15 protein-coding genes and 2 pseudogenes are annotated in these 18,924 nt (G+C 57.4%); 9 read left to right on the top strand and 8 right to left on the bottom strand.

All coding sequences use genetic code 11. The annotated features are described in order from the left end of the window. Positions 1–192: 192 nt before the first annotated feature. From AB4N64_RS16790 to AB4N64_RS16775, 4 genes are all read right to left on the bottom strand, one after another. A complete protein-coding gene (locus AB4N64_RS16790) occupies positions 193–945 on the bottom strand; it encodes a class I SAM-dependent methyltransferase (protein ID WP_460117019.1) in 753 nt (250 codons plus the stop codon). Further along, a complete protein-coding gene (locus AB4N64_RS16785; protein WP_460126782.1) occupies positions 942–1,304 on the bottom strand; it encodes a GtrA family protein in 363 nt (120 codons plus the stop codon). Before AB4N64_RS16785 ends, AB4N64_RS16790 begins: the two co-directional genes overlap by 4 nt. A gap of 276 nt (positions 1,305–1,580) precedes the next feature. Next, positions 1,581–2,525, bottom strand: coding sequence for a glycosyltransferase family 2 protein (locus AB4N64_RS16780; RefSeq protein ID WP_460117018.1), 945 nt, complete (start codon positions 2,523–2,525; stop codon positions 1,581–1,583). Further along, on the bottom strand, positions 2,522–3,211 hold the full coding sequence (locus AB4N64_RS16775) for a WbqC family protein (protein WP_460117017.1): 690 nt from the start codon (positions 3,209–3,211) through the stop codon (positions 2,522–2,524). The genes AB4N64_RS16780 and AB4N64_RS16775 overlap by 4 nt, the downstream gene beginning before the upstream one ends. A 382-nt stretch (positions 3,212–3,593) precedes the next feature. Between AB4N64_RS16775 and AB4N64_RS16770 the strand changes: the two genes are divergently transcribed. The 3 genes from AB4N64_RS16770 to fabF all read left to right on the top strand — a co-directional run bounded on the left by AB4N64_RS16770 (position 3,594) and on the right by fabF (position 6,235). Further along, complete coding sequence (locus AB4N64_RS16770) at positions 3,594–3,932, top strand: ComEA family DNA-binding protein (protein WP_460117016.1); 339 nt, start codon at positions 3,594–3,596, stop codon at positions 3,930–3,932. 201 nt (positions 3,933–4,133) lie between these two features. Further along, on the top strand, positions 4,134–4,928 hold the full coding sequence (locus AB4N64_RS16765; protein ID WP_460117015.1) for an SDR family NAD(P)-dependent oxidoreductase: 795 nt from the start codon (positions 4,134–4,136) through the stop codon (positions 4,926–4,928). 32 nt (positions 4,929–4,960) lie between these two features. Continuing rightward, a complete protein-coding gene (fabF, locus tag AB4N64_RS16760; protein ID WP_460117014.1) occupies positions 4,961–6,235 on the top strand; it encodes a beta-ketoacyl-ACP synthase II in 1,275 nt (424 codons plus the stop codon). On the opposite strand, the gene AB4N64_RS16755 is transcribed toward fabF, so the two are convergent. Then, positions 6,232–6,789, bottom strand: coding sequence for a TetR/AcrR family transcriptional regulator (locus AB4N64_RS16755; RefSeq protein WP_460117013.1), 558 nt, complete (start codon positions 6,787–6,789; stop codon positions 6,232–6,234). The genes fabF and AB4N64_RS16755 overlap by 4 nt on opposite strands. Positions 6,790–6,963: 174 nt before the next feature. On the opposite strand from AB4N64_RS16755, the pseudogene AB4N64_RS16750 reads away from it, so the two are divergent. Next, a pseudogene (locus AB4N64_RS16750) lies at positions 6,964–7,132 on the top strand (GntR family transcriptional regulator); the annotation flags it as partial. 257 nt (positions 7,133–7,389) lie between these two features. On the opposite strand, the gene AB4N64_RS16745 reads toward AB4N64_RS16750, so the two are convergent. From AB4N64_RS16745 to eat, 3 genes and pseudogenes are all read right to left on the bottom strand, one after another. After that, the gene (locus AB4N64_RS16745; RefSeq protein ID WP_460117012.1) at positions 7,390–8,658 is read right to left on the bottom strand and encodes a hypothetical protein; all 1,269 of its coding nucleotides are present in this window, start codon (positions 8,656–8,658) and stop codon (positions 7,390–7,392) included. Positions 8,659–9,458: 800 nt separating this feature from the next. Then, on the bottom strand, positions 9,459–9,626 hold the full coding sequence (locus AB4N64_RS16740) for a DUF2897 family protein (RefSeq protein WP_460117011.1): 168 nt from the start codon (positions 9,624–9,626) through the stop codon (positions 9,459–9,461). A gap of 124 nt (positions 9,627–9,750) precedes the next feature. Beyond that, positions 9,751–11,114 (bottom strand): annotated as a pseudogene (gene eat, locus AB4N64_RS16735) (ethanolamine permease). 380 nt (positions 11,115–11,494) lie between these two features. Here eat and kdpF point away from each other — a divergent pair. From kdpF to AB4N64_RS16710, 5 genes are all read left to right on the top strand, one after another. After that, the gene (gene kdpF, locus AB4N64_RS16730; protein ID WP_007899818.1) at positions 11,495–11,584 is read left to right on the top strand and encodes a K(+)-transporting ATPase subunit F; all 90 of its coding nucleotides are present in this window, start codon (positions 11,495–11,497) and stop codon (positions 11,582–11,584) included. Positions 11,585–11,592: 8 nt separating this feature from the next. Beyond that, positions 11,593–13,287, top strand: a complete 1,695-nt coding sequence (kdpA, locus tag AB4N64_RS16725) for a potassium-transporting ATPase subunit KdpA (RefSeq protein ID WP_460117010.1) — start codon at positions 11,593–11,595, stop codon at positions 13,285–13,287. A gap of 24 nt (positions 13,288–13,311) precedes the next feature. Further along, entirely contained in the window at positions 13,312–15,369 is a 2,058-nt protein-coding gene (gene kdpB / locus AB4N64_RS16720; protein WP_460117009.1) for a potassium-transporting ATPase subunit KdpB, read from the top strand. Between the two features lie 150 nt (positions 15,370–15,519). Continuing rightward, positions 15,520–16,065: a potassium-transporting ATPase subunit KdpC gene (gene kdpC / locus AB4N64_RS16715; RefSeq protein ID WP_460117008.1), complete on the top strand. Its 546-nt coding sequence runs from the start codon at positions 15,520–15,522 to the stop codon at positions 16,063–16,065. 155 nt (positions 16,066–16,220) lie between these two features. Further along, on the top strand, positions 16,221–18,872 hold the full coding sequence (locus AB4N64_RS16710; RefSeq protein WP_460117007.1) for a DUF4118 domain-containing protein: 2,652 nt from the start codon (positions 16,221–16,223) through the stop codon (positions 18,870–18,872). The last annotated feature ends 52 nt before the right edge of the window (positions 18,873–18,924 follow it).

Below are 18,924 nucleotides of genomic sequence, written 5' to 3'. Positions count from 1 at the left end.
TGCGGCCAGCATTTGAATCCGGCGATGACAGCGCTTGAGGTAAGCCATCGCCGGATGCTCTATGCTGAACTTGCAACGCAGGCTTAGGGGAATTCACTCATGTCGCGTGGTGGCTAAAATGAATCCTTGCAAGGTTCATGCATATTGTCTCAATGGCAATAAGCGCTAGTTGTTTCAAATGCGGTAAAGCAATTATTCTTTTCTCGCGACTATTAGAAGTGAGCCGCCAACTGGAATACGTATTCCCAGTTTCAGCAGGCCGAGCTCTAACTTCATGATCTTTTCCAGAGAGTAATTTAACCCGGCTGGGATCTTGAATTCGGCCATGGGATCGTAATCGCTGGTCCGTGCCCTGAGTCTCGACAGCCACATTAATGGTACAAGAAAACTCACGAAGGAGGTTGCGTATTCAACGTGAAGGCCCGAAGATTGAATCTTCTCGGTTAGTTCCGAGCGGGTATAGCGACGTACATGGCAAGCGTATTCATCGACTTCTGACCAGAGCCAGCGGTGTTGAGGAACGGAAATCAATAATGAGCCGCCTGTTTTCAGCGCATTGCTTAAGTTGTTAATTACTAACTGATCTTGCTCGATATGCTCGATAACATCAAACGCTCCAATGACGTCGTAGCGTTCACTATCAGTCATTTTTGTAGCGTCTAATTGGGAAAAAGTGGCAGAAGGCATTCTCTTTCGGGCATGCAGAAGGCCTTCTTCGAAATATTCCGAGCCGTAAATATCTGCTTTTGGATAGGCTTTACTGATCCCCTCCAAAACAAACCCGGTGCCGCAACCGATTTCCAGAAAGCTATCAAAGTGACCAACACGTGAAGCGAGGGCCCATAAAAGCACCCGATTGCGTGCACGGAACCACCAATGGCCGGCTTCGGCTGCCGCAAGTGCTGCGAAGGTTTCTTCAGGGAAAGGAGTGCGTGCAGCAGTCATTCCTGGATGCTCCGAAATACAAAAAATTTGAACATGATGAAAAGAAAAGCAGCAACCGCAAAGATAGCTGCGGCCTGGATGATCTGATGTGGGTAACCTAACAGGTCAACAAATATGACTAGTATACCCAAGTTTAAAAGGTATCCAGCTATATGCACCAAAATATATCGGGTCCCCGACCCTAAAATGCTTCCTTTGTACGCAAATGTCAAACGACTGTTCCCGATGAAGCCGATAGTCGCGCCAACCACGTACAACATGGTCATGGACCATTTCGGGCTTACGCCGAGATGTGTCGTAGCGAGATAAAGCAGGTAGCCAACGCCATTAGTGGAGATTCCAATGATCCCGTATTTCATTAATTGTACGACCGTACGGTCAATCCATCCAATTTTGAAGTGCACTTTTTCCGCCAATACTCGTTCCCATTGAAAGGTTCACGGAAATTTGATGTGAACCCCGTCAGAGCCATTTTTCGCTGACTATACCTGATGCTGTTCCCTTAAAAACCTCGCGTACTGAGTCAATCTCCCGGCGATCACGGTGCGTCTATCTGCGCTTCGAAGAGGAGTGCGCAACTTAACTCTAGGTGCTCAATCGCTACGGTGCACATGGCCTCGATGAACTCGTCGAATTTATTGCTCATTTTCGTGTCCATAGGTCTTGCGAACTATATATAAGGGGCGTCGCTTGGCTTCTTGGAATATTTTCGCAATATAGAGTCCAATAATGCCCGTGCCAAGTATTATGGTACCTCCCAAAAACCAAATTGAAATCATAATGGAGGTAAATCCAGACAGCACGGTCTCGGGAAACAATAATTTTTCAACAAAAATTCCGAGTGCGAATACAATAGATCCTAGCCATATCAGTAACCCCGTCAAGAATAGCACCATCAGGGGAGCAACACTGAACGAAGCAAACGAATCAGCGACCTGCACGAGCTTGCGTGACAAGTTGTAGCTCGATTTTTGCAGTGCGATCCGCGGGGTTTTTATCAAGGGGATCGCGACTTGGGAAAAGCCTGCCCAAGCAAATGTCCCTGCTAGGTAGAGCACCCGGTCCTGGACGGTCAGAAGTGCTTCAACATACCTTCTTGTCATTAATCGACATGTCATCGGATTATGGGGAATCCTGACGCTTGACATGAAATTCAGCGCGGACCAGAAAATCTCTCCGAAGAAGTTTGATGTACGGGACGCCGTTCTTTGTTGCTGCACTCCATAAACGACATCCGCATTTGTATGGTCCATTGTTTCGGAAAACAGCTCTAGCCACTCAGGTTGCTCTTCCAGGTCACAGTCCATCAGAAGGACTCGCTCTCCCGTACTCAGTTCCAGTCCTGCAACTATCGCGGCATGGTGGCCAAAATTTCGGGATAAATCTACGACTTTGATGCTCGGATGCTGACTCTGCAGGCTCAAAGCCAATTGCAGCGATGTGTCAGGAGAACCATCATTTACCAAGATGATTTCGAAATTATCGCCAGCATTTTGTCGCGCAGCGGCAATGGTACGTTGGCAAAATTCTTCTAGAAACATGCTGGACTTGTATAGAGTGGCAATAATTGAAAGTTTCACGGATTTGTATGCTTCATATAATTTTTAGCGGATTCCCCGCAATTGAACAGCAGATCCAGAATCGATACCTCATGTGTGAAGTCTCCCCACAACTGAGGGTGGTCCTGATAGCCGGAGTAGTCAAACCAGGTTACTTTTATTCCCCGGTCAGAAAAAACATTCTTGTCCAAATAGCCTTTTGCCGCAGGGCCTGAAATATATTCGCTCGCCGCAGCTTGAGCACATAACTCAACCAGTCGCTCTGACTTTCCCTCTGTCAATGTGTAGTCCCAGGAATAAGTGACTTTTGTATTGATGTTCAAGTAGTTGCAAATAGATTGAATGAACGCGCAGTTGAGTTCGCTGAGATTGGTGTGTTGCTGATTCAAGTACAGTGGTTCGAGCCACGCAGCGACCTCGCGAAAATACCGAGATTTACCATAGTTGGAAGTTAGCGTTTTCCAGTGTTTTATCTGCCAGCGGTAATCGGGTATCTGGACATCCCTGATGCGTCGACTGATATTCTGACCGGTCGGTACGGTTAACCATTCAAGTCCGTTCGGGGTCTTAATACGATTGCGATTTCGCCAATCGTTTTTCGTGTATTGCATATCATCATAAATGATGAACTCATCCACGGCCGCGATCATGTCAAAATATCCCTTCCAGGGAATATAGTTTGATTGAAGAATTGCAATTTTCTTCACTGTGTACACTTCATCGAGTCGTTTTCCTCGATCCGGTCGATGTGAGTCACTAGACCCTCCCCCTGTGGTGTCCCATTTTATGCGGTGATAGTTTGCGGGAAAAGATCATCAAGCACCAAAGGAAAATCCACATAAAAGGTTTGTGTGGCGAAAATCGGCTCACCCCTTTGAGTTCAAGCGGTTGGCATTAGCGAGCCTAGCTCCCGACCTGCGCCACTAAGAGGATGGGGTCGGATTTCCGTCAGTGATCCGGAAAATTGAGAGCCCATATTTCACACAATCGGTAACCTACGCATTTTTGACAGGCTCCACCCATCACCTAAATTTGAGGAGCAGCTTGGGAAAAGCTGCGTTCTCAAATCAATGCCATGGAGCTTCAATTATGCGTACAAACTACTTCCAGTCGCTCATGCTGGTTCTGCTCGCCACTGTCTGTGGTGCTACGGCTTTCGCTGCACCCTCCAATAAACCCGAAACGGTCAACGCTCCCCTTGTCATGGAGATTTCATCCAAGACCTTGTCCGAAAAAGTCGACGTGAATCAAGCCGACGCCTCGACATTGCAACAAGAGCTGGCTGGAGTGGGGGAGGCCAAAGCTCAGGCGATCGTTGCCTACCGTGATGCCAATGGTCCTTTCTCCTCAGTGGACGAGCTGCTCGAAGTCAAGGGAATAGGCAAAGCCATCCTAGATAAGAATCGCGAGAAGCTCGAGGCGAACTAAGCTAGTAACCCTGCGCCATAAGGCCGGTCATTGACCGGCTTTTTGCAATCTCGCATGGGTGCTAAGCGCGCCTTTCGTCTGCATTGAGAAAATTACAGCTATCATATGCAAATTAAATTATGCCTATAATGATAGCGTTCTCCGCAGGCAGCTGGGCCAGCGATCATATGTTTTCTTTCACGCATCTTCAGGAGCACGGTCATGAATTCTCCCCAGTTTCAGGGCATAGCTGTCGTCACTGGCGCTTCGTCAGGCATCGGCGCCTTCTACGCTGAGCGCCTAGCAGCGCGCGGTTTTGATTTATTGCTGGTGGCTCGTGATCAACAGCGAATGGACGCCGCAGCTCACAAGCTCAGATCAAGGCATGGCGTTCAGGTCGAGGTATTGAAAGCCGACCTGACCCAAAAAGACGACGTGCTGAAAGTTGAACAACGTTTGCGCAGCGACTCCAGTATCAGCTTGTTGCTGAACAACGCGGGCGTCGCGGCGGATGGATTGCTCGCCAATACCGACCTTGATCAACTGGAGCGGCTCATTCAGTTGAACGTCACGACTCTGACGCTCCTGGCCTCAGCGGCAGCTGCGAATTTCGCCAAGGCTGGTCGAGGCACGATCATCAACATTGCTTCTGTGGTGGCTTTGTTTCCAGAACGCTTCAACGCTACCTACAGTGCGAGCAAGGCTTATGTGCTGAGCCTTTCGCAGTCACTGAACGCCGAGCTCGATGGCACCGGTGTCAAGGTGCAAGCAGTATTGCCAGGCGTGACGCGCACCGAAATCTGGGAGCGTTCTGGTATTGACGCGAGCCACATTCCGGCAGACATGGTCATGGAGGTGGAAGAGATGGTCGATGCGGCGCTGGCAGGTTTGGACCAGGGCGAGTTGATCACGATTCCTTCGTTGCCGAATGTTGCTGATTGGGACGCCTTCGTCGCTGCGCGTTATGTAATGGCGCCAAATCTTTCCAGGAACAAGGCTGCCTCCCGATACAAGTGAGGCGCCATCCATCGGCTGGAGGTAGTTGTTGTATGAGTAATATTCGAGTGGTTGTTACGGGTATGGGGCTGGTGTCGCCTCTGGGTTGTGGTGTCGATGCGGTTTGGACGCGTCTGCTGGCCGGATGCTCTGGCATAAAGCGTTTGCCGGATGAAGTGGTCGCGGATCTGCCTGCGCGCATTGGCGGTGCCGTCCCGACGTTGGCTGATGATGCGCAGGCTGGGTTTGATCCCGACTTGGCGACACCGCCCAAAGAACAAAAGAAGGTGGACCGCTTCATCCTGTTTGCTATGGAAGCCGCACGTCAGGCGGTTGAGCAGGCGGGGTGGCATGCGCCAACCGATGAGACCCAGGAGCGTACCGCCACCATCATTGGTTCGGGCGTGGGTGGTTTTGGCGCAATTGCTGATGCGGTTCGCATCACTGACAGCCGTGGCCCGCGTCGTTTGTCGCCGTTTACCATACCTTCTTTCCTGGTCAATCTGGCTGCCGGCCATGTATCGATCAAGCATGGTTTCAGAGGCCCTTTGGGTGCTCCGGTAACGGCATGCGCCGCCGGGGTGCAGGCGATTGGTGACGCGGCGAGGCTGATTCGGTGCGGCGAAGCGGATATTGCTATCTGTGGAGGGGCGGAGGCAGCAATTGACCGTGTCAGCCTCGCTGGATTTGCCGCTGCACGCGCCTTGTCCAGTGGATTCAACGAGACTCCCGAACGTGCGTCGCGCCCGTTTGACGCTGATCGTGACGGCTTCGTGATGGGCGAAGGTTCAGGCCTTCTGGTCATCGAATCTCTCGAGCATGCTCTGGGTCGTGGTGCGCAACCGCTGGCGGAACTGGTCGGTTACGGCACCAGCGCAGACGCCTATCACCTGACTGCTGGTCCTGAAGATGGCAGCGGTGCGCGGCGGGCGATGTCGCTTGCCTTGGCCCAGGCCGGTATCTCCCCTGATCAAGTGCAACATCTCAACGCGCACGCCACGTCGACGCCGGTTGGGGATCTGGGTGAGTTGGCAGCGATCAAATCGTTGTTCGGTGCGGACAACAAGATCGCCGTGACGTCGACCAAGTCGGCTACCGGGCATCTGCTCGGCGCTGCGGGGGGGATTGAGGCAATTTTCACCCTGTTGGCACTCCGCGATCAGGTCGTGCCGGCCACCCTCAATTTCGATCACCCGGACCGGGCTAGCGAAGGTGTGGATATCGTGCATGGCAAGGCACGGGAGATGGACATCGAATACGCGCTCTCCAACGGTTTTGGTTTTGGCGGGGTCAATGCCAGTGTATTGTTCAAACGCTGGCAGGATTAATCCTGAGAGTGTTTGAGGTGACACCGGGTGACGTCGAGAATCCGTTGGGCCAGTTCGGGATTCTCGACACTGCGAGACAGCAGCAGCGCTCCGACCAGCGTAGACATGATAACAATGCTCTGATCGGCAGCATCTGCACTCGCCAAGCTGCCTCGTATTTGTTCCAGCCTTGCTTTCAGCACGGTATCAGAGGTCGAGCTTGGCCGTCCGCGCAGACCAAGTTCCGAGGACATGGTCGGTAGAGGGCAGCCCTGATCAGGCGAAGTCTGATGCCACTCAGACAGGTAGCTGTCGATGAACGCTTCAAGAGGGCGGTCCTGAGCAAACAAAACGGCGCAATGCGCATCCAGTTCTTCTCCGGCTGCCTGCAAGGCTTTCTCCACCAGTTCGTCCTTGGAATTGAAGTGCGAATAGAAACCGCCGTGAGTCAACCCTAGAGCTTTCATCAGCGGTTGCAGGCCAGTCGCGCCTATCCCGTCCCGGCGAAATCGCGCTGATGCTTCCTTGATAATGCGTTCATGTGTTTGGGCTTTATGATCCTGCGAGTAACGCATTTTTAATCTCCGCAACTATGCGCCATCTTAACCAATGAAAATAAGATGGTGACTGTACTTCTATTTCTAAAAAGCATTCAGATGCTTGCAGCGCATTTCTGGTGCTTTTAAAAGGCTGGAACGAAGAGTGTGCAGCTCGTCAGCGGACGATTGTGCGGGACCTGTCATATATTCGAGTTGCAAGCTATCAGCGCAAGCCAAACGCTGCGTTTGCCAGTTCATTCGGATGATCGAGGCGCTTGAGGTTACCGAACTCGCCCGGGAGCGCGAGGGCTGGTGTGCTGTTGGCACTCGCAGTCTGGTTTTTCATCAGCAGAGTGTCGGCTGGTTGCGCAGTTCATTGCGATTCGAAGTGTCCATTTACAGCGGTTACACATCGAAAGTGCCTGCCGGTCATATGAGCGAGCGCGATGACATTTCGTTATTCGGCAATTCGTATGCCATGGATGAGTCTGGGTGTGGACAAGCACGAGCACTCCGGCCTCTGCTGATTGATCTTGAGGCCCCCCTGAATAGGGAAGCTCGCGAATCGGTTTATCCCGCGTCTTCAAATGGCTAGGTCGTGAACCGATATCGCTGGTACGGATGCTCGCGCAGGCGTCATTTAATCCTCATACCGGGCGGTTGCCCGCCAAGCGTCCAGCCACCTTGAATGTGCAGCAGCCTACAATAACCCGCATACGCTGCGAGAATGCAAGGCACGATTACCAGTAAGCGCGCATTGAATACCCCACCTCTGGCGATGAGCATGAATCCAATACCACAGAACAGCATGGCGAAATCAGAGACGCCGGGTGCCTTCGTGCGCCGGGAAATCCCAATAAGCATCAGCGTCTGACAGATCGCTACCACGATCCAATCGGCATAAAATGCCCAGCCTCCCAGATGCATAAGCACATTCGCCTTGAGCGGGAAGGTGATGTTCGTGCCACGTTTCGCGACATCCGGATAGATTGCTCGCGTTTCGGCTGTGGAGATCGGCTTGTTCGGCATCAGGCTACGAGGGACAAAAGCCAAGAGTGCGTCCTCAGCCGCATAGGCACCGGGCTCAACATCGTGGTTTTTAATCGCGAGTAGAACGTCTTCTGAAATGAATGCGGCGTTGAAATTCAGGTCCTCATAGCTGTCTGTCGGTGCAACCTCAACAGGTTTCTCGGTAACCGTTTTGCCGTGTACTACAACCTTGCCGTAATCATCTGGTGCGCGCATATCTGTAATGAGGACGAACGACGTTCCGACTGATGCAATCGCGAGGCTCGAAGCGATCAAAAACTTCACGAGGCCTACGCGTTGGAACATCAGTAATACGATGAACATGAGTGCGAAAAGGATCAGTATCCCACGGCCTCCACTGAAGGATACGATGAGGATGCTCACCATCAGGATCGCACCGTTCTTTTTAGTGACGCCGCCGAAATACATGTCCATCAGCTGGAGGAACAAAGCTGAGTACATCGCGAGAATCATCCATGCGCCGCCGTCGGTAGCCTTGAAGTTATAGGTCTGGTATTCCTGAAGAACGTATTCCGGAGAAAGCGTCCCAAGGACGCGATAAATACTAAGCGCCATCAGACTGATAATTCCGACCACAATCAACATAAGAGTCAGTGTCGACAGAGGTTTACGCGTTGGGGTGAACTCATCGAAGTCGCCAAGACGTCGCACTACGAAAACGCCCAGGACAGCGACGATCAGCGCGCCAATTGTGTCTATGACTGCCGCTCCATTCGCATAGGCGGACGTAAGGAGAGGGTATTTCTCTGAGTCCAGATATCGCCCGATGAAAAGGATCTGATAGGCGACATAGCATCCCAGCGGTCCCACACATATCAGGGCAGCCTTCTTGGTTTTGTCGTTGAATAGGCTCATCCGTCATTATGTCCTGTTGGCAAGCATTTTCTGAACTTCAATCAGTAAAGCATGCGCTGGTGATCACGCAGAAAAATTGGTGAGCGATCAGTTTCGAATGCTTTGACGAAGCCATACATCAGCCACGCAAGTGTAAGAAGACCGGCGAGTGCGCCCGTTTTCCGGGGCCACATCCATCTGAATATGAGGGACACATTCCTGCAACTTTTGTGGTCAAGCCACCTTCGCCCACCAGATTTGGATAGGTTACGTTCAGACCTACATTAAGCATACAGGTTGCATCCGCGATCACCTGCGATTTCAGATCCGCGGCTGGCGCGATTTCTCGACGTACGGACTCGCTCGATGACGACGCGTTGCTGGGAGACTCCGGCGCTTGCGCTTGGATTCAAATGGGAGTGCACATCAGATTGGACCTTTCACAGGCGCAACGAACGGTAATTTGTTCACTCAGTTGGCGCAATGAATAGCAGTGATTGTGTTGCCGGTTGCGTTGATTGAATATCTTTATATCGAACGACTTTGTTTCATTGTTGCATTCGATCTTGATAGTAAAGGAGTAAGGCAAGAAGGGTCTTTTATTTTAGTCCGGACGAAGAATTAATTTTTGCTCTGTTAGTAGTTGGTTGGCCAGGTTAATCGATGGCAAGGTGCCGGAGAGGGGCTGTACCAGGATAACTTCGACAGGCGATTGAGGTGTTCCTTTAATAAGGAAAATCCCAGCGATGCCGAGATTTTCCTCCTTTGACAACCACTACTAAACGCACTAGTAACAAACAAACCAATAGGTGCATTTATATTCAGCGATCCTGCGCATCCTTGGCATCCGCTGCCGCATTGCGCTCCGCAACACGCTTGCGCTGCTCATCGGTCAGTTCGACCTTGTTGGCCGTATCGCGCAGCATCATCAAACCGCCGACGATCGAGCCGATTGCAACGACCAGAATCAACCAGGCATACCAGGGCATGGGAATCTCCTTGAGTGCAGTTCGGTTGGCAGTTTTGCCAACCGATCCTGCTTACCACTTTGAGCGATTTATTTTCGCAGTGGTTCCATTCTATGCCTGATCTGCCGGTTGCACCTGCCGTCAGTCAAAGTCCGGTCAACATGGCGTCCGTGGGCGCATCCGCGCGCAGTTGCGCTGTCAGCATGAAGTACACGAATCCCACGGCCATGAAACCGAGGAAAATCAGCCCGATCAACGTGTTGAACCAGGCCATTGCCACCAGGCACACCACCGCCAGCACCAGGGCAATGATGGGCAGCAGGGGGTAGCAGGGAGCACGGAAGGTGCGCTCGAGGTTGGGTTCGGTTTTGCGCAGTTTGAACAGGCTGAGCATGCTCATGATGTACATGACGATGGCACCGAACACGGCCATGGTGATCATCGCTGCCGTCAGTGTCATCCCGCCGAGGTTGATCAGGCCGTCGCTGTAGATGGCGGCGATGCCGACCACGCCACCGGCGATGATTGCTCGGTGCGGCGTCTGGAAGCGCGACAGTTTGGCCAGGGATGCCGGCAGGTAACCGGCGCGGGCGAGGGCGAAGAACTGGCGCGAGTAGCCGAGGATGATCCCGTGGAAACTCGCCACCAGGCCGAACAGGCCGATCCACACCAGCATGTGCAACCAGCCGGAGTTTTCGCCGACCACGGTTTTCATCGCCTGCGGCAGCGGGTCGTTGATGTTCGACAGGGTGCGCCAGTCGCCGACGCCACCGGCGAAGAACATCACGCCCATTGCCAGTATCACCAGGGTCAGGATGCCGCTGATGTAGGCTTTGGGAATCGTGCGTTTCGGGTCCTTGGCTTCTTCGGCGGCCATGGCGGCGCCTTCGATGGCGAGGAAGAACCAGATCGCGAATGGAATCGCCGCGAACATGCCGGCTATCGCGGGGGCGCCGAACACATCGGAACCTGCCCAGCCATTGAGGGCGAAGTTGCTGAAACTGAATGCCGGTGCAACCACGCCCATGAACACCAGCAATTCAGCCACGGCGAGCACGCACACCACCAGTTCGAACGTGGCGGCGAGTTTGACCCCGAGAATGTTCAGGGTCATGAACACCAGGTAAGCGCCGACTGCGGCGTGCTTCGGATCGAGCGCCGGAAACTGCACGTTCAGGTAGGCGCCGATCGCCAACGCGATGGCCGGTGGCGCGAAGACAAATTCGATCAGCGTCGCCAGCCCGGCGATCAATCCACCTTTTTCACCAAAGGCGCGGCGGCTGTAGGCAAAGGTCCACCCGCGTGAGGAATCGCGGTGGTCAGCTCGGTGAAACTGAAGATGAAGCAGGTGTACATGGTGGCGACCATCAACGAGGTCACCAGGAAGCCGAGTGTGCCGGCCACACCCCAGCCGTAACTCCAGCCGAAATACTCGCCGGAAATCACCAGCCCGACCGCGATGCCCCACAGGTGGAGCGTGCCCAGCGTGGGTTTGAGTTGTGTGTTCATGCGTTTCTCCCAGAACGGTTGGAAAGCTCTGGGGAGGGCGTGTGCAGTGGGCGTGCCATTTTGTGGATGAGTGTCGTAAAGGCCTGAAACCTGTCGTATCGGGGATGTTCGCGGCTGGATGGTTGGTTTTTGTGCATCAGTTGAGTGCAGTGGTGGTTGTACTGCCGCTATCGCGAGCAAGCCCGCTCCCACAAGGAAACAATGCATTCACATATCCTGTGGGAGCGGGCTTGCCCGCGAAGAGGCCCGTCCTGCCTCCACAGAGCCCACTCTTTACACTTTCTTTATGCCCCGCCACACCCCTCGATCTCGTTCCTTTACAGCCTCCCTCCTGACAATGACTGCACACGCGGCAATACGCCGTTACACGGAGAATTTCCATGAGCGTTCTGGACGGAGTGTCACTGCTGCTGGCAGTGGGGCTGTTCATTTATCTGTTGGTTGCGCTGTTGCGCGCGGACCGGAACTAGGAGCGGCTATGCACAGTTATGACTATTGGCTGATCCTGGCCTTCTTCGCCGTGGTGCTGATACCGGCACCGTTCCTGGGGCGTTTCTATTACAAGGTCATGGAAGGGCAGCGCACCTGGCTGACGCCGGTGCTGGGGCCGGTGGAACGCGGCTGTTATCGTGTGGCCGGGGTCGATCCGCACGCCGAACAGAGCTGGCAGAAGTACACCCTGGCCTTGCTCGCGTTCAACCTCGCGGGTTTTTTGCTGTTGTTCTTCATCCTGTTGTTTCAGGACCATTTGCCGTTGAACCCGCAGAATCTGCCGGGCCAGGAGTGGACGCTGGCGTTCAACACCGCCATCAGTTTCATGACCAACACCAACTGGCAGGCCTACAGCGGCGAGGCCTCGCTGAGCTACCTCAGCCAGATGGCCGGCCTCACCGTGCAGAACTTCGTCAGCGCCGCCACGGGCCTGGCGGTGCTGGTGGCGCTGTGTCGCGGGATTGGTCGCAAGTCCGCGCAGACCCTGGGCAACTTCTGGGTCGACATGACCCGCGCCACCCTCTACGGCCTGTTGCCGCTGTGCCTGCTGCTGGCGCTGTACCTGGTGTGGCAGGGCGTGCCGCAAACCTTCGCCCAGTACGTCAATGCCGTGACGATGCAAGGCGTGGATCAGGTCATCCCGCTTGGCCCGGCCGCCAGCCAGATTGCGATCAAGCAACTGGGCACCAACGGCGGGGGCTTCTTCGGTGTCAACTCGGCGCACCCGTTCGAGAATCCGACGGCGTGGAGCAACCTGTTCGAGGTTGCATCGATCATCCTGATCCCGGTGGCCCTGGTGTTCACCTTCGGCCACTACGTGAAGGACCTGCGCCAGAGTCGCGCGATCATTGCCTGCATGTTCGCGCTGTTCCTGATCGGTGGGGCGACGTCACTGTGGGCCGAGTACCAGCCTAACCCGAGCCTGAACAACGTCGCCGTCGAACAGACCGCGCCGCTGGAAGGCAAGGAAGCGCGCTTCGGCACCACCGCCACCGTGCTCTGGTCGGTGACCACGACGGCCGCCTCCAACGGTTCCGTCAACGCCATGCATGACAGCCTCAACCCCCTGAGCGGCATGGTCGCGCTGGTCAACATGATGGTCGGCGAGGTGATCTTCGGCGGCGTCGGCGCCGGGCTCTACGGCATGTTGCTCAACGTGTTGATCGCGGTATTCCTCGCCGGCCTGATGATCGGCCGCACCCCCGAATACCTCGGTAAAAAGCTGCAAGCCAAGGAAGTGCAACTGCTGGTGGTGACGCTGCTGGTGATGCCGGTGGGCGTGCTGGTGCTTGGCGCGATTGCCGCGACCCTGCCCGGGCCGGTGGCATCGGTGAGCAACCCCGGCGCGCATGGCTTCAGCCAGCTGCTTTACGCCTACACCTCGGCCAGCGCCAACAACGGCTCGGCGTTCGGCGGCTTTGGCGCCAACACCGCGTTCCACAACCTGATGCTGGGTCTGGGCATGTTGATCGGCCGCTTCGGTTACATCCTCCCGGTACTGGCCCTGGCTGGCAGCCTGGCGATGAAGAAAACCGCCCCGGTTGGCCAGAACAGCTTCCCGACCCACGGTGCGCTGTTCGTCACCCTGCTGACCGTGACCATTTTGCTGGTGGGCGGCCTGACCTTCCTGCCGACGCTGGCACTGGGTCCTATTGCTGAACATTTGAGTATGGGCTTCTAAGCCTCTCTATTTAGGAGCAGCATCATGAATATGCCTGCTGTAAAACCCGCCGCTGCCAAGGCGCCGGAACACGCAAAAACTGCGATCTCTGCGTTATGGCGCCCGGCGCTGATCCAGGCCTTCGTCAAGCTCGACCCTCGTCAGTTGCAGCGTGCACCGGTGATGTTGGTGGTCGAACTGACGGCGGTACTGACCACCGTGCTCTGCTTCATTCCCGACAGCGCGGTGCCGACCTTCGTCGCCGCGCAGATCGCCCTGTGGCTGTGGTTCACCGTGCTTTTCGCCAACTTTGCCGAAGCGCTGGCCGAAGGTCGTGGCAAGGCTCGCGCCGACAGCCTCAAGGCCGGCAGCGAAGGCCTGAGTGCCCGGCGTAAAAACGCCACTGGCACGTTTGAAGTAGTCCCAGCCGCGCGATTGCGCAAAGGTGACGTGGTGCGGGTCGAGGCCGGGGAAATGATCCCCGGTGACGGCGAGGTCATCGAAGGCATTGCAGCGGTCAACGAAGCGGCGATTACCGGGGAGTCCGCGCCGGTCATCCGCGAGTCCGGCGGCGACCGTTCCGCTGTGACCGGCAACACGCGGCTGGTGTCCGACTGGCTGCTGGTGCGCATCACCGCCAACCCCGGCGAGTCGACACTGGACCGCATGATCGCGCTGGTCGAAGGCGCCAAGCGCCAGAAGACCCCGAACGAAGTGGCGCTCGACATCCTGCTGATCGGCTTGACCCTGATCTTCCTGCTAGTGGTCGTGACCCTGCAGCCGTTCGCCCACTTCGCCAACGGCAGCCTGCCGCTGGTGTTCCTGGTGGCGTTATTGGTCACGCTGATTCCGACCACCATCGGCGGCCTGCTGTCGGCCATCGGCATCGCCGGCATGGATCGCCTGGTGCGCCTGAATGTGATCGCCAAATCCGGTCGCGCCGTGGAAGCGGCGGGGGACGTGCATGTCCTGCTGCTGGACAAGACCGGCACCATCACTTTCGGCAACCGTCGTTGCGCGGCGATTTATGCAGCGCCTGGCGTGACCGCGAGGGATCTGGCTGAGGGCGCACTGTTTGCATCGCTGGCGGACGAGACGGCGGAAGGCAAATCCATCGTCGAATACCTACGCAATTTGCATCCACAGTCTGAACCGGCCCCCGAGGTACTGACCGTCGTGCCGTTCAGCGCCGAGACGCGCTTGTCCGGGGTCGATTATCAAGGGCACGTGTATCGCAAGGGCGCCGTGGATTCGCTGCTGACGTTCGTGGGTCAGAAACGCGCTGATCTGGCGCCAGCCCTGTCCCGTGAAATCGACAAGATCGCCCAAAGTGGCGGCACGCCTTTGCTCGTGTGTGTCGACGGCAAACTGCTCGGCGCCATCCACCTCAAGGACGTGGTCAAGCCCGGCATCCGTGAGCGTTTTGCCGAGCTGCGCAAATTGGGTATTCGCACCGTCATGGTGACTGGCGATAACCCATTGACCGCTGCGGCGATTGCGGCGGAAGCGGGTGTTGACGACGTGCTGGCCGAAGCCACGCCGGAGAAAAAACTGGCGCGCATTCGTCATGAGCAGAATGACGGTCGATTGGTGGCCATGTGCGGCGACGGCGCCAACGACGCACCGGCCCTGGCCCAGGCCGATGTCGGCATGGCGATGAATGACGGCACGCAAGCCGCGCGCGAGGCGGCGAACATGGTCGACCTCGACAGCGACCCGACCAAGTTGTTGGACGTGGTGCAGATCGGCAAGGAATTGCTGGTGACCCGTGGTGCGCTGACGACGTTTTCCATTGCCAACGACGTGGCCAAGTACTTCGCGATTCTGCCCGCGTTGTTCGCCTCGATCTACCCGCAACTGGGCGTGCTCAACATCATGCAGTTGAGCAGTCCGCAGAGCGCGATCCTGTCGGCCATCGTGTTCAACGCGTTGATCATCGTGGTGCTGATCCCACTGGCCCTGCGCGGCGTGCGGGTGCAGGCGGCAAACGCGGCGGCACTGCTGCGACGCAACCTGTTGATCTACGGCCTCGGCGGGATCCTGGTGCCGTTCGTGGGCATCAAGGCGATCGACATGCTGCTGACGGCGCTGCACCTGGTCTAACCAACACATTCACCCTGTAGGAGCGAGCACGCTCGCGATGGTCGTCAACGATGACGAGGGGCCTCTGACACCCCGCGGTGATCCCGAGTCCATCGCGAGCGTGCTCGCTCCTACAGGTGAAGCCACCTCTCTGAGTTCGAGGAATTAGAAATGTCCACAATGATACGTCCGGCCCTGAGCCTGCTGGTGTTGATGACACTGATCACCGGTGTCGCTTACCCCCTGGTCGTCACCGGTGTCGCCCAGATTGCATTCCCCATTCAGGCCAACGGCAGCCTGGTACACGACGCCGAAGGCAAGGTGCGCGGTTCGTCGCTGATTGCCCAGGATTTCGTCGGTGACGCCTGGTTCCATCCACGGCCTTCCGCCGGTGCCTTCGCCACGGTGTCGAGCAGCGCGAGCAACCTGTCGCCGAGCAACCCGGCACTGGCAACGCGGGTGATCGACGAGGCCGGTAAACAGTTGGTGCCAGGACAAGGTCCGGTGCCGCTGGCGCTGCTGACCACTTCGGGCAGCGGCCTCGATCCACACTTGCCACCGGCGGCGATTGCCTATCAACTGGCGCGTGTCGCGCAGGCGCGCAATCTGCCAGTGTCGACGTTGCAACAGTTGCTGGAGGCGCACATCGAGCAACCGTTGGTGGGGCCGCCGGTGGTGAATGTGTTGGCGCTGAATATGGCGTTGGAAAAACTTTAAATCTGTGTTGACGCCATCGCGGGCAAGCCCGCTCCCACAGGAGGCGGTGTCGTTCACAAATTTTGTGTTCAACACTCAACCTTGTGGGAGCGGGCTCGCTCGCGAAGGCGGCCTCAAAGACACCTCATCAACATCAGAAAAAACGAGACCCCAGCATGAGCAACTCCGGCCGCGCCGACGCCCTCTTAGCAGACCTGCCCCGCGACGGCCGTGGCCGGCTCAAGGTGTTCCTCGGCGCGGCACCCGGCGTGGGCAAGACCTACGCCATGCTGCAAGCGGCGCACACCCAATTGCGCCAGGGCGTGAAAGTCATTGCCGGCGTCGTCGAAACCCACGGTCGAGCCGAAACCGAAGCGCTGCTCGGCGGCCTGCCGCAGCAGCCGCTGGTGCGTTCGCAATACCGTGGCGTGATGCTCGAGGAAATGGACCTTGACGGCTTGCTCGCCGCCAGGCCGAAGTTAGTGCTGGTGGACGAACTCGCCCACAGCAACGCCCCGGGCAGTCGTCATGCCAAGCGCTGGCAAGACATCCAGGAACTGCTTGCCGCTGGCATCGACGTGTACACCACCGTCAACGTCCAGCACCTGGAAAGCCTCAACGACCAGGTGCGCGGTATCACCGGCGTGCAGGTTCGCGAGACCTTGCCCGACTGGGTGCTACAGGAGGCCTACGAGCTGCTGCTGATCGACTTGCCACCCCGGGAGTTGCTCGAGCGCCTGCGCGACGGCAAGGTGTATGTGCCGGAGCAGGCGAGGGCGGCTATCGACGCGTTCTTCACCCAGACCAACCTCACTGCCCTGCGTGAGATGGCGATGCAAACCGCAGCGGCCCAGGTCGATAATGACCTGACCCAGGGTTATCGCCAGCTCGGCCAGGCTGCGCCCACCGTGCGCGGTCGGCTGCTGGTGGGTGTCGACGGCGATGACCAGGCCGAGCGGCTGGTGCGCCATGCCAGCCGGGTGGCCCAGCGACGGCACCTGCCGTGGAGCCTGGTGCATGTGGACAATGGCCGGGTGGCCGACGAGCAATCGCGACTGCGCCTGCAAAGCGCCCAGCAACTGGCGGAGCGACTGGGCGGCGAAGTGGTGTTACTGCGCGCCGGTGAAGTGGCGAAAACCCTGATCCAGCATGCGGCCGAGCGGCGTGCCAGCCTGGTGCTGGTTGGCCAGTCCCGGCAGCGCTGGCGTCGGCGGGTGTTCGGTGGCGGCCTGGCATCGCGCTTGCTGCGCGATGCCCGTGGGCTGGAAATCAACGTCCTCGACAGCGACCACACACAGGATCAACCGCGCTTGCGGTCGCCGCGTTCGCTTGTCTGGTTCGACTATGCGCTGGCGGTGTTGGCGACGTTGCTGGCCAGTGCCCTGGCCTGGGCGGTGGCCAGTGTCCTGCCGTTGCCGAATATCTCGCTGGTGTTCCTCGCCGCGGTGCTGCTGGTGGCGGTGCGCAGCAGCCTGGGCCCGGCGCTGGTGTGTGCGGCGCTGTCGTTCCTGACCTATGATTTTTTGTTCATTCCGCCGAATTTCTCCTTGAGTATCCAGCGCGAAGAAGACGTGCTGACCTTGCTGTTTTTCCTGTTGATGGCAGCGCTCACCGGCAACCTCGCGGCGCGCCAGCGTCAACAATTGCAGGCGCTGCGCGACACCCAGGAAGAGACCAGCGAATTGCTCGACCTGTCGCGCAAGCTCACGGCCGCCACCGACCGCCAGGCCGTGGTCAGCGCCGCCGCGCAGCATCTCGACGGCTGGCGCGATGCGCAGGTGTGCCTGCTCAATCGCGATGGACCGGCTGCCTGGAAAGTCGAGACCGGCGGCCCGCTTGAATTCACCGAGGCCGAGCGTGCGGCTGCGGACTGGGCCTGGCAACACGACCAGCCCGCGGGCGCTGGCACCGGCACGTTGCCGTTCGGCCGTTGGTGGTGGTGGCCGTTGTCCGTGGACGATGGACCGCTGGCGCTGTTGGGTGTCTGCGCCAAGGAGGGCCAGACGCTGAGCGGGCAGCGCCGACGTCTGTTGACCGCCTTGAGCCAGCCACTGGCCCAGGCCTTGGCGCGTGCACAACTGGCACAAGACCTGGAGGCGGCGCGTCTTCACGGTGAAACCGAACAACTGCGCAGCGCCTTGCTCGCCTCGGTGTCCCACGATTTGCGGACGCCGCTGACCGCCATGCGCGGCAGTATCGACAGCTTGTTGGCGTTGGGCGAAGCAATCCCGCTCCAGGACCGTCGCGAACTGCTCGAAGGCACCCGCGATGAAGCCGAGCGCCTGGACCGTTACATCCAGAACCTGCTGGACATGACTCGTCTGGGCCACGGTGCGCTGAAGCTGGCACGGGACTGGGTGGCGCCGGCCGATATCGTCGGCAGTTCGCTGAGTCGCCTGCGGGCGGTACTGGCGCCACTTCAGGTGAGCGTCGATGTGCCGGCGCAGTTGCCGCTGCTGTACGTTCATGCGGCGCTGATCGAGCAGGCGCTGGTCAACGTGCTGGAAAACGCCGCACGTTTTTCTCCCCTGCACGGTCGTTTGCAGGTGCAGGCAGGTGTGAAGGAAAACGAGCTGTTTTTCTCGGTCAGCGATGAAGGGCCGGGGATTCCCGAGGCTGAGCGGGCGAAGATTTTCGACATGTTCTACACCGCCGCGCGCGGGGATCGGGGCGGGCAGGGCACGGGGCTCGGGCTGGCGATCTGTCAGGGCATGGTCGGCGCCCATGGTGGACACATCAGCGTTGGGGACGGCATCGAGGGGCGCGGTACTTGCATCGCCCTGCACCTGCCGTTGCAGGAGCAACCTGCCGACGAAGACGAGGGCTGAGCCTTGAATCCTCAAGCCAGAACCCGCAAGCCTGATACTCTTTGGATCTCCC

The organism is Pseudomonas sp. S2_C03 (assembly GCF_054668405.1).
Note: the sequence above shows the minus strand (reverse complement) of the source record. Positions and strands in the feature narration are given on the sequence as shown.

Coding starts and splice junctions, on each gene's coding strand:
- fabF (WP_460117014.1), top strand. CDS start 4,961: ATGAGTAATATTCGAGTGGTTGTTACGGGTATGGGGCTGGTGTCGCCT.
- kdpF (WP_007899818.1), top strand. CDS start 11,495: ATGAGCGTTCTGGACGGAGTGTCACTGCTGCTGGCAGTGGGGCTGTTC.
- AB4N64_RS16765 (WP_460117015.1), top strand. CDS start 4,134: ATGAATTCTCCCCAGTTTCAGGGCATAGCTGTCGTCACTGGCGCTTCG.
- AB4N64_RS16745 (WP_460117012.1), bottom strand. CDS start 8,658: ATGAGCCTATTCAACGACAAAACCAAGAAGGCTGCCCTGATATGTGTG.
- AB4N64_RS16755 (WP_460117013.1), bottom strand. CDS start 6,789: ATGCGTTACTCGCAGGATCATAAAGCCCAAACACATGAACGCATTATC.
- AB4N64_RS16740 (WP_460117011.1), bottom strand. CDS start 9,626: ATGCCCTGGTATGCCTGGTTGATTCTGGTCGTTGCAATCGGCTCGATC.
- kdpA (WP_460117010.1), top strand. CDS start 11,593: ATGCACAGTTATGACTATTGGCTGATCCTGGCCTTCTTCGCCGTGGTG.
- kdpB (WP_460117009.1), top strand. CDS start 13,312: ATGAATATGCCTGCTGTAAAACCCGCCGCTGCCAAGGCGCCGGAACAC.
- kdpC (WP_460117008.1), top strand. CDS start 15,520: ATGTCCACAATGATACGTCCGGCCCTGAGCCTGCTGGTGTTGATGACA.
- AB4N64_RS16710 (WP_460117007.1), top strand. CDS start 16,221: ATGAGCAACTCCGGCCGCGCCGACGCCCTCTTAGCAGACCTGCCCCGC.
- AB4N64_RS16785 (WP_460126782.1), bottom strand. CDS start 1,304: ATGAAATACGGGATCATTGGAATCTCCACTAATGGCGTTGGCTACCTG.
- AB4N64_RS16790 (WP_460117019.1), bottom strand. CDS start 945: ATGACTGCTGCACGCACTCCTTTCCCTGAAGAAACCTTCGCAGCACTT.
- AB4N64_RS16770 (WP_460117016.1), top strand. CDS start 3,594: ATGCGTACAAACTACTTCCAGTCGCTCATGCTGGTTCTGCTCGCCACT.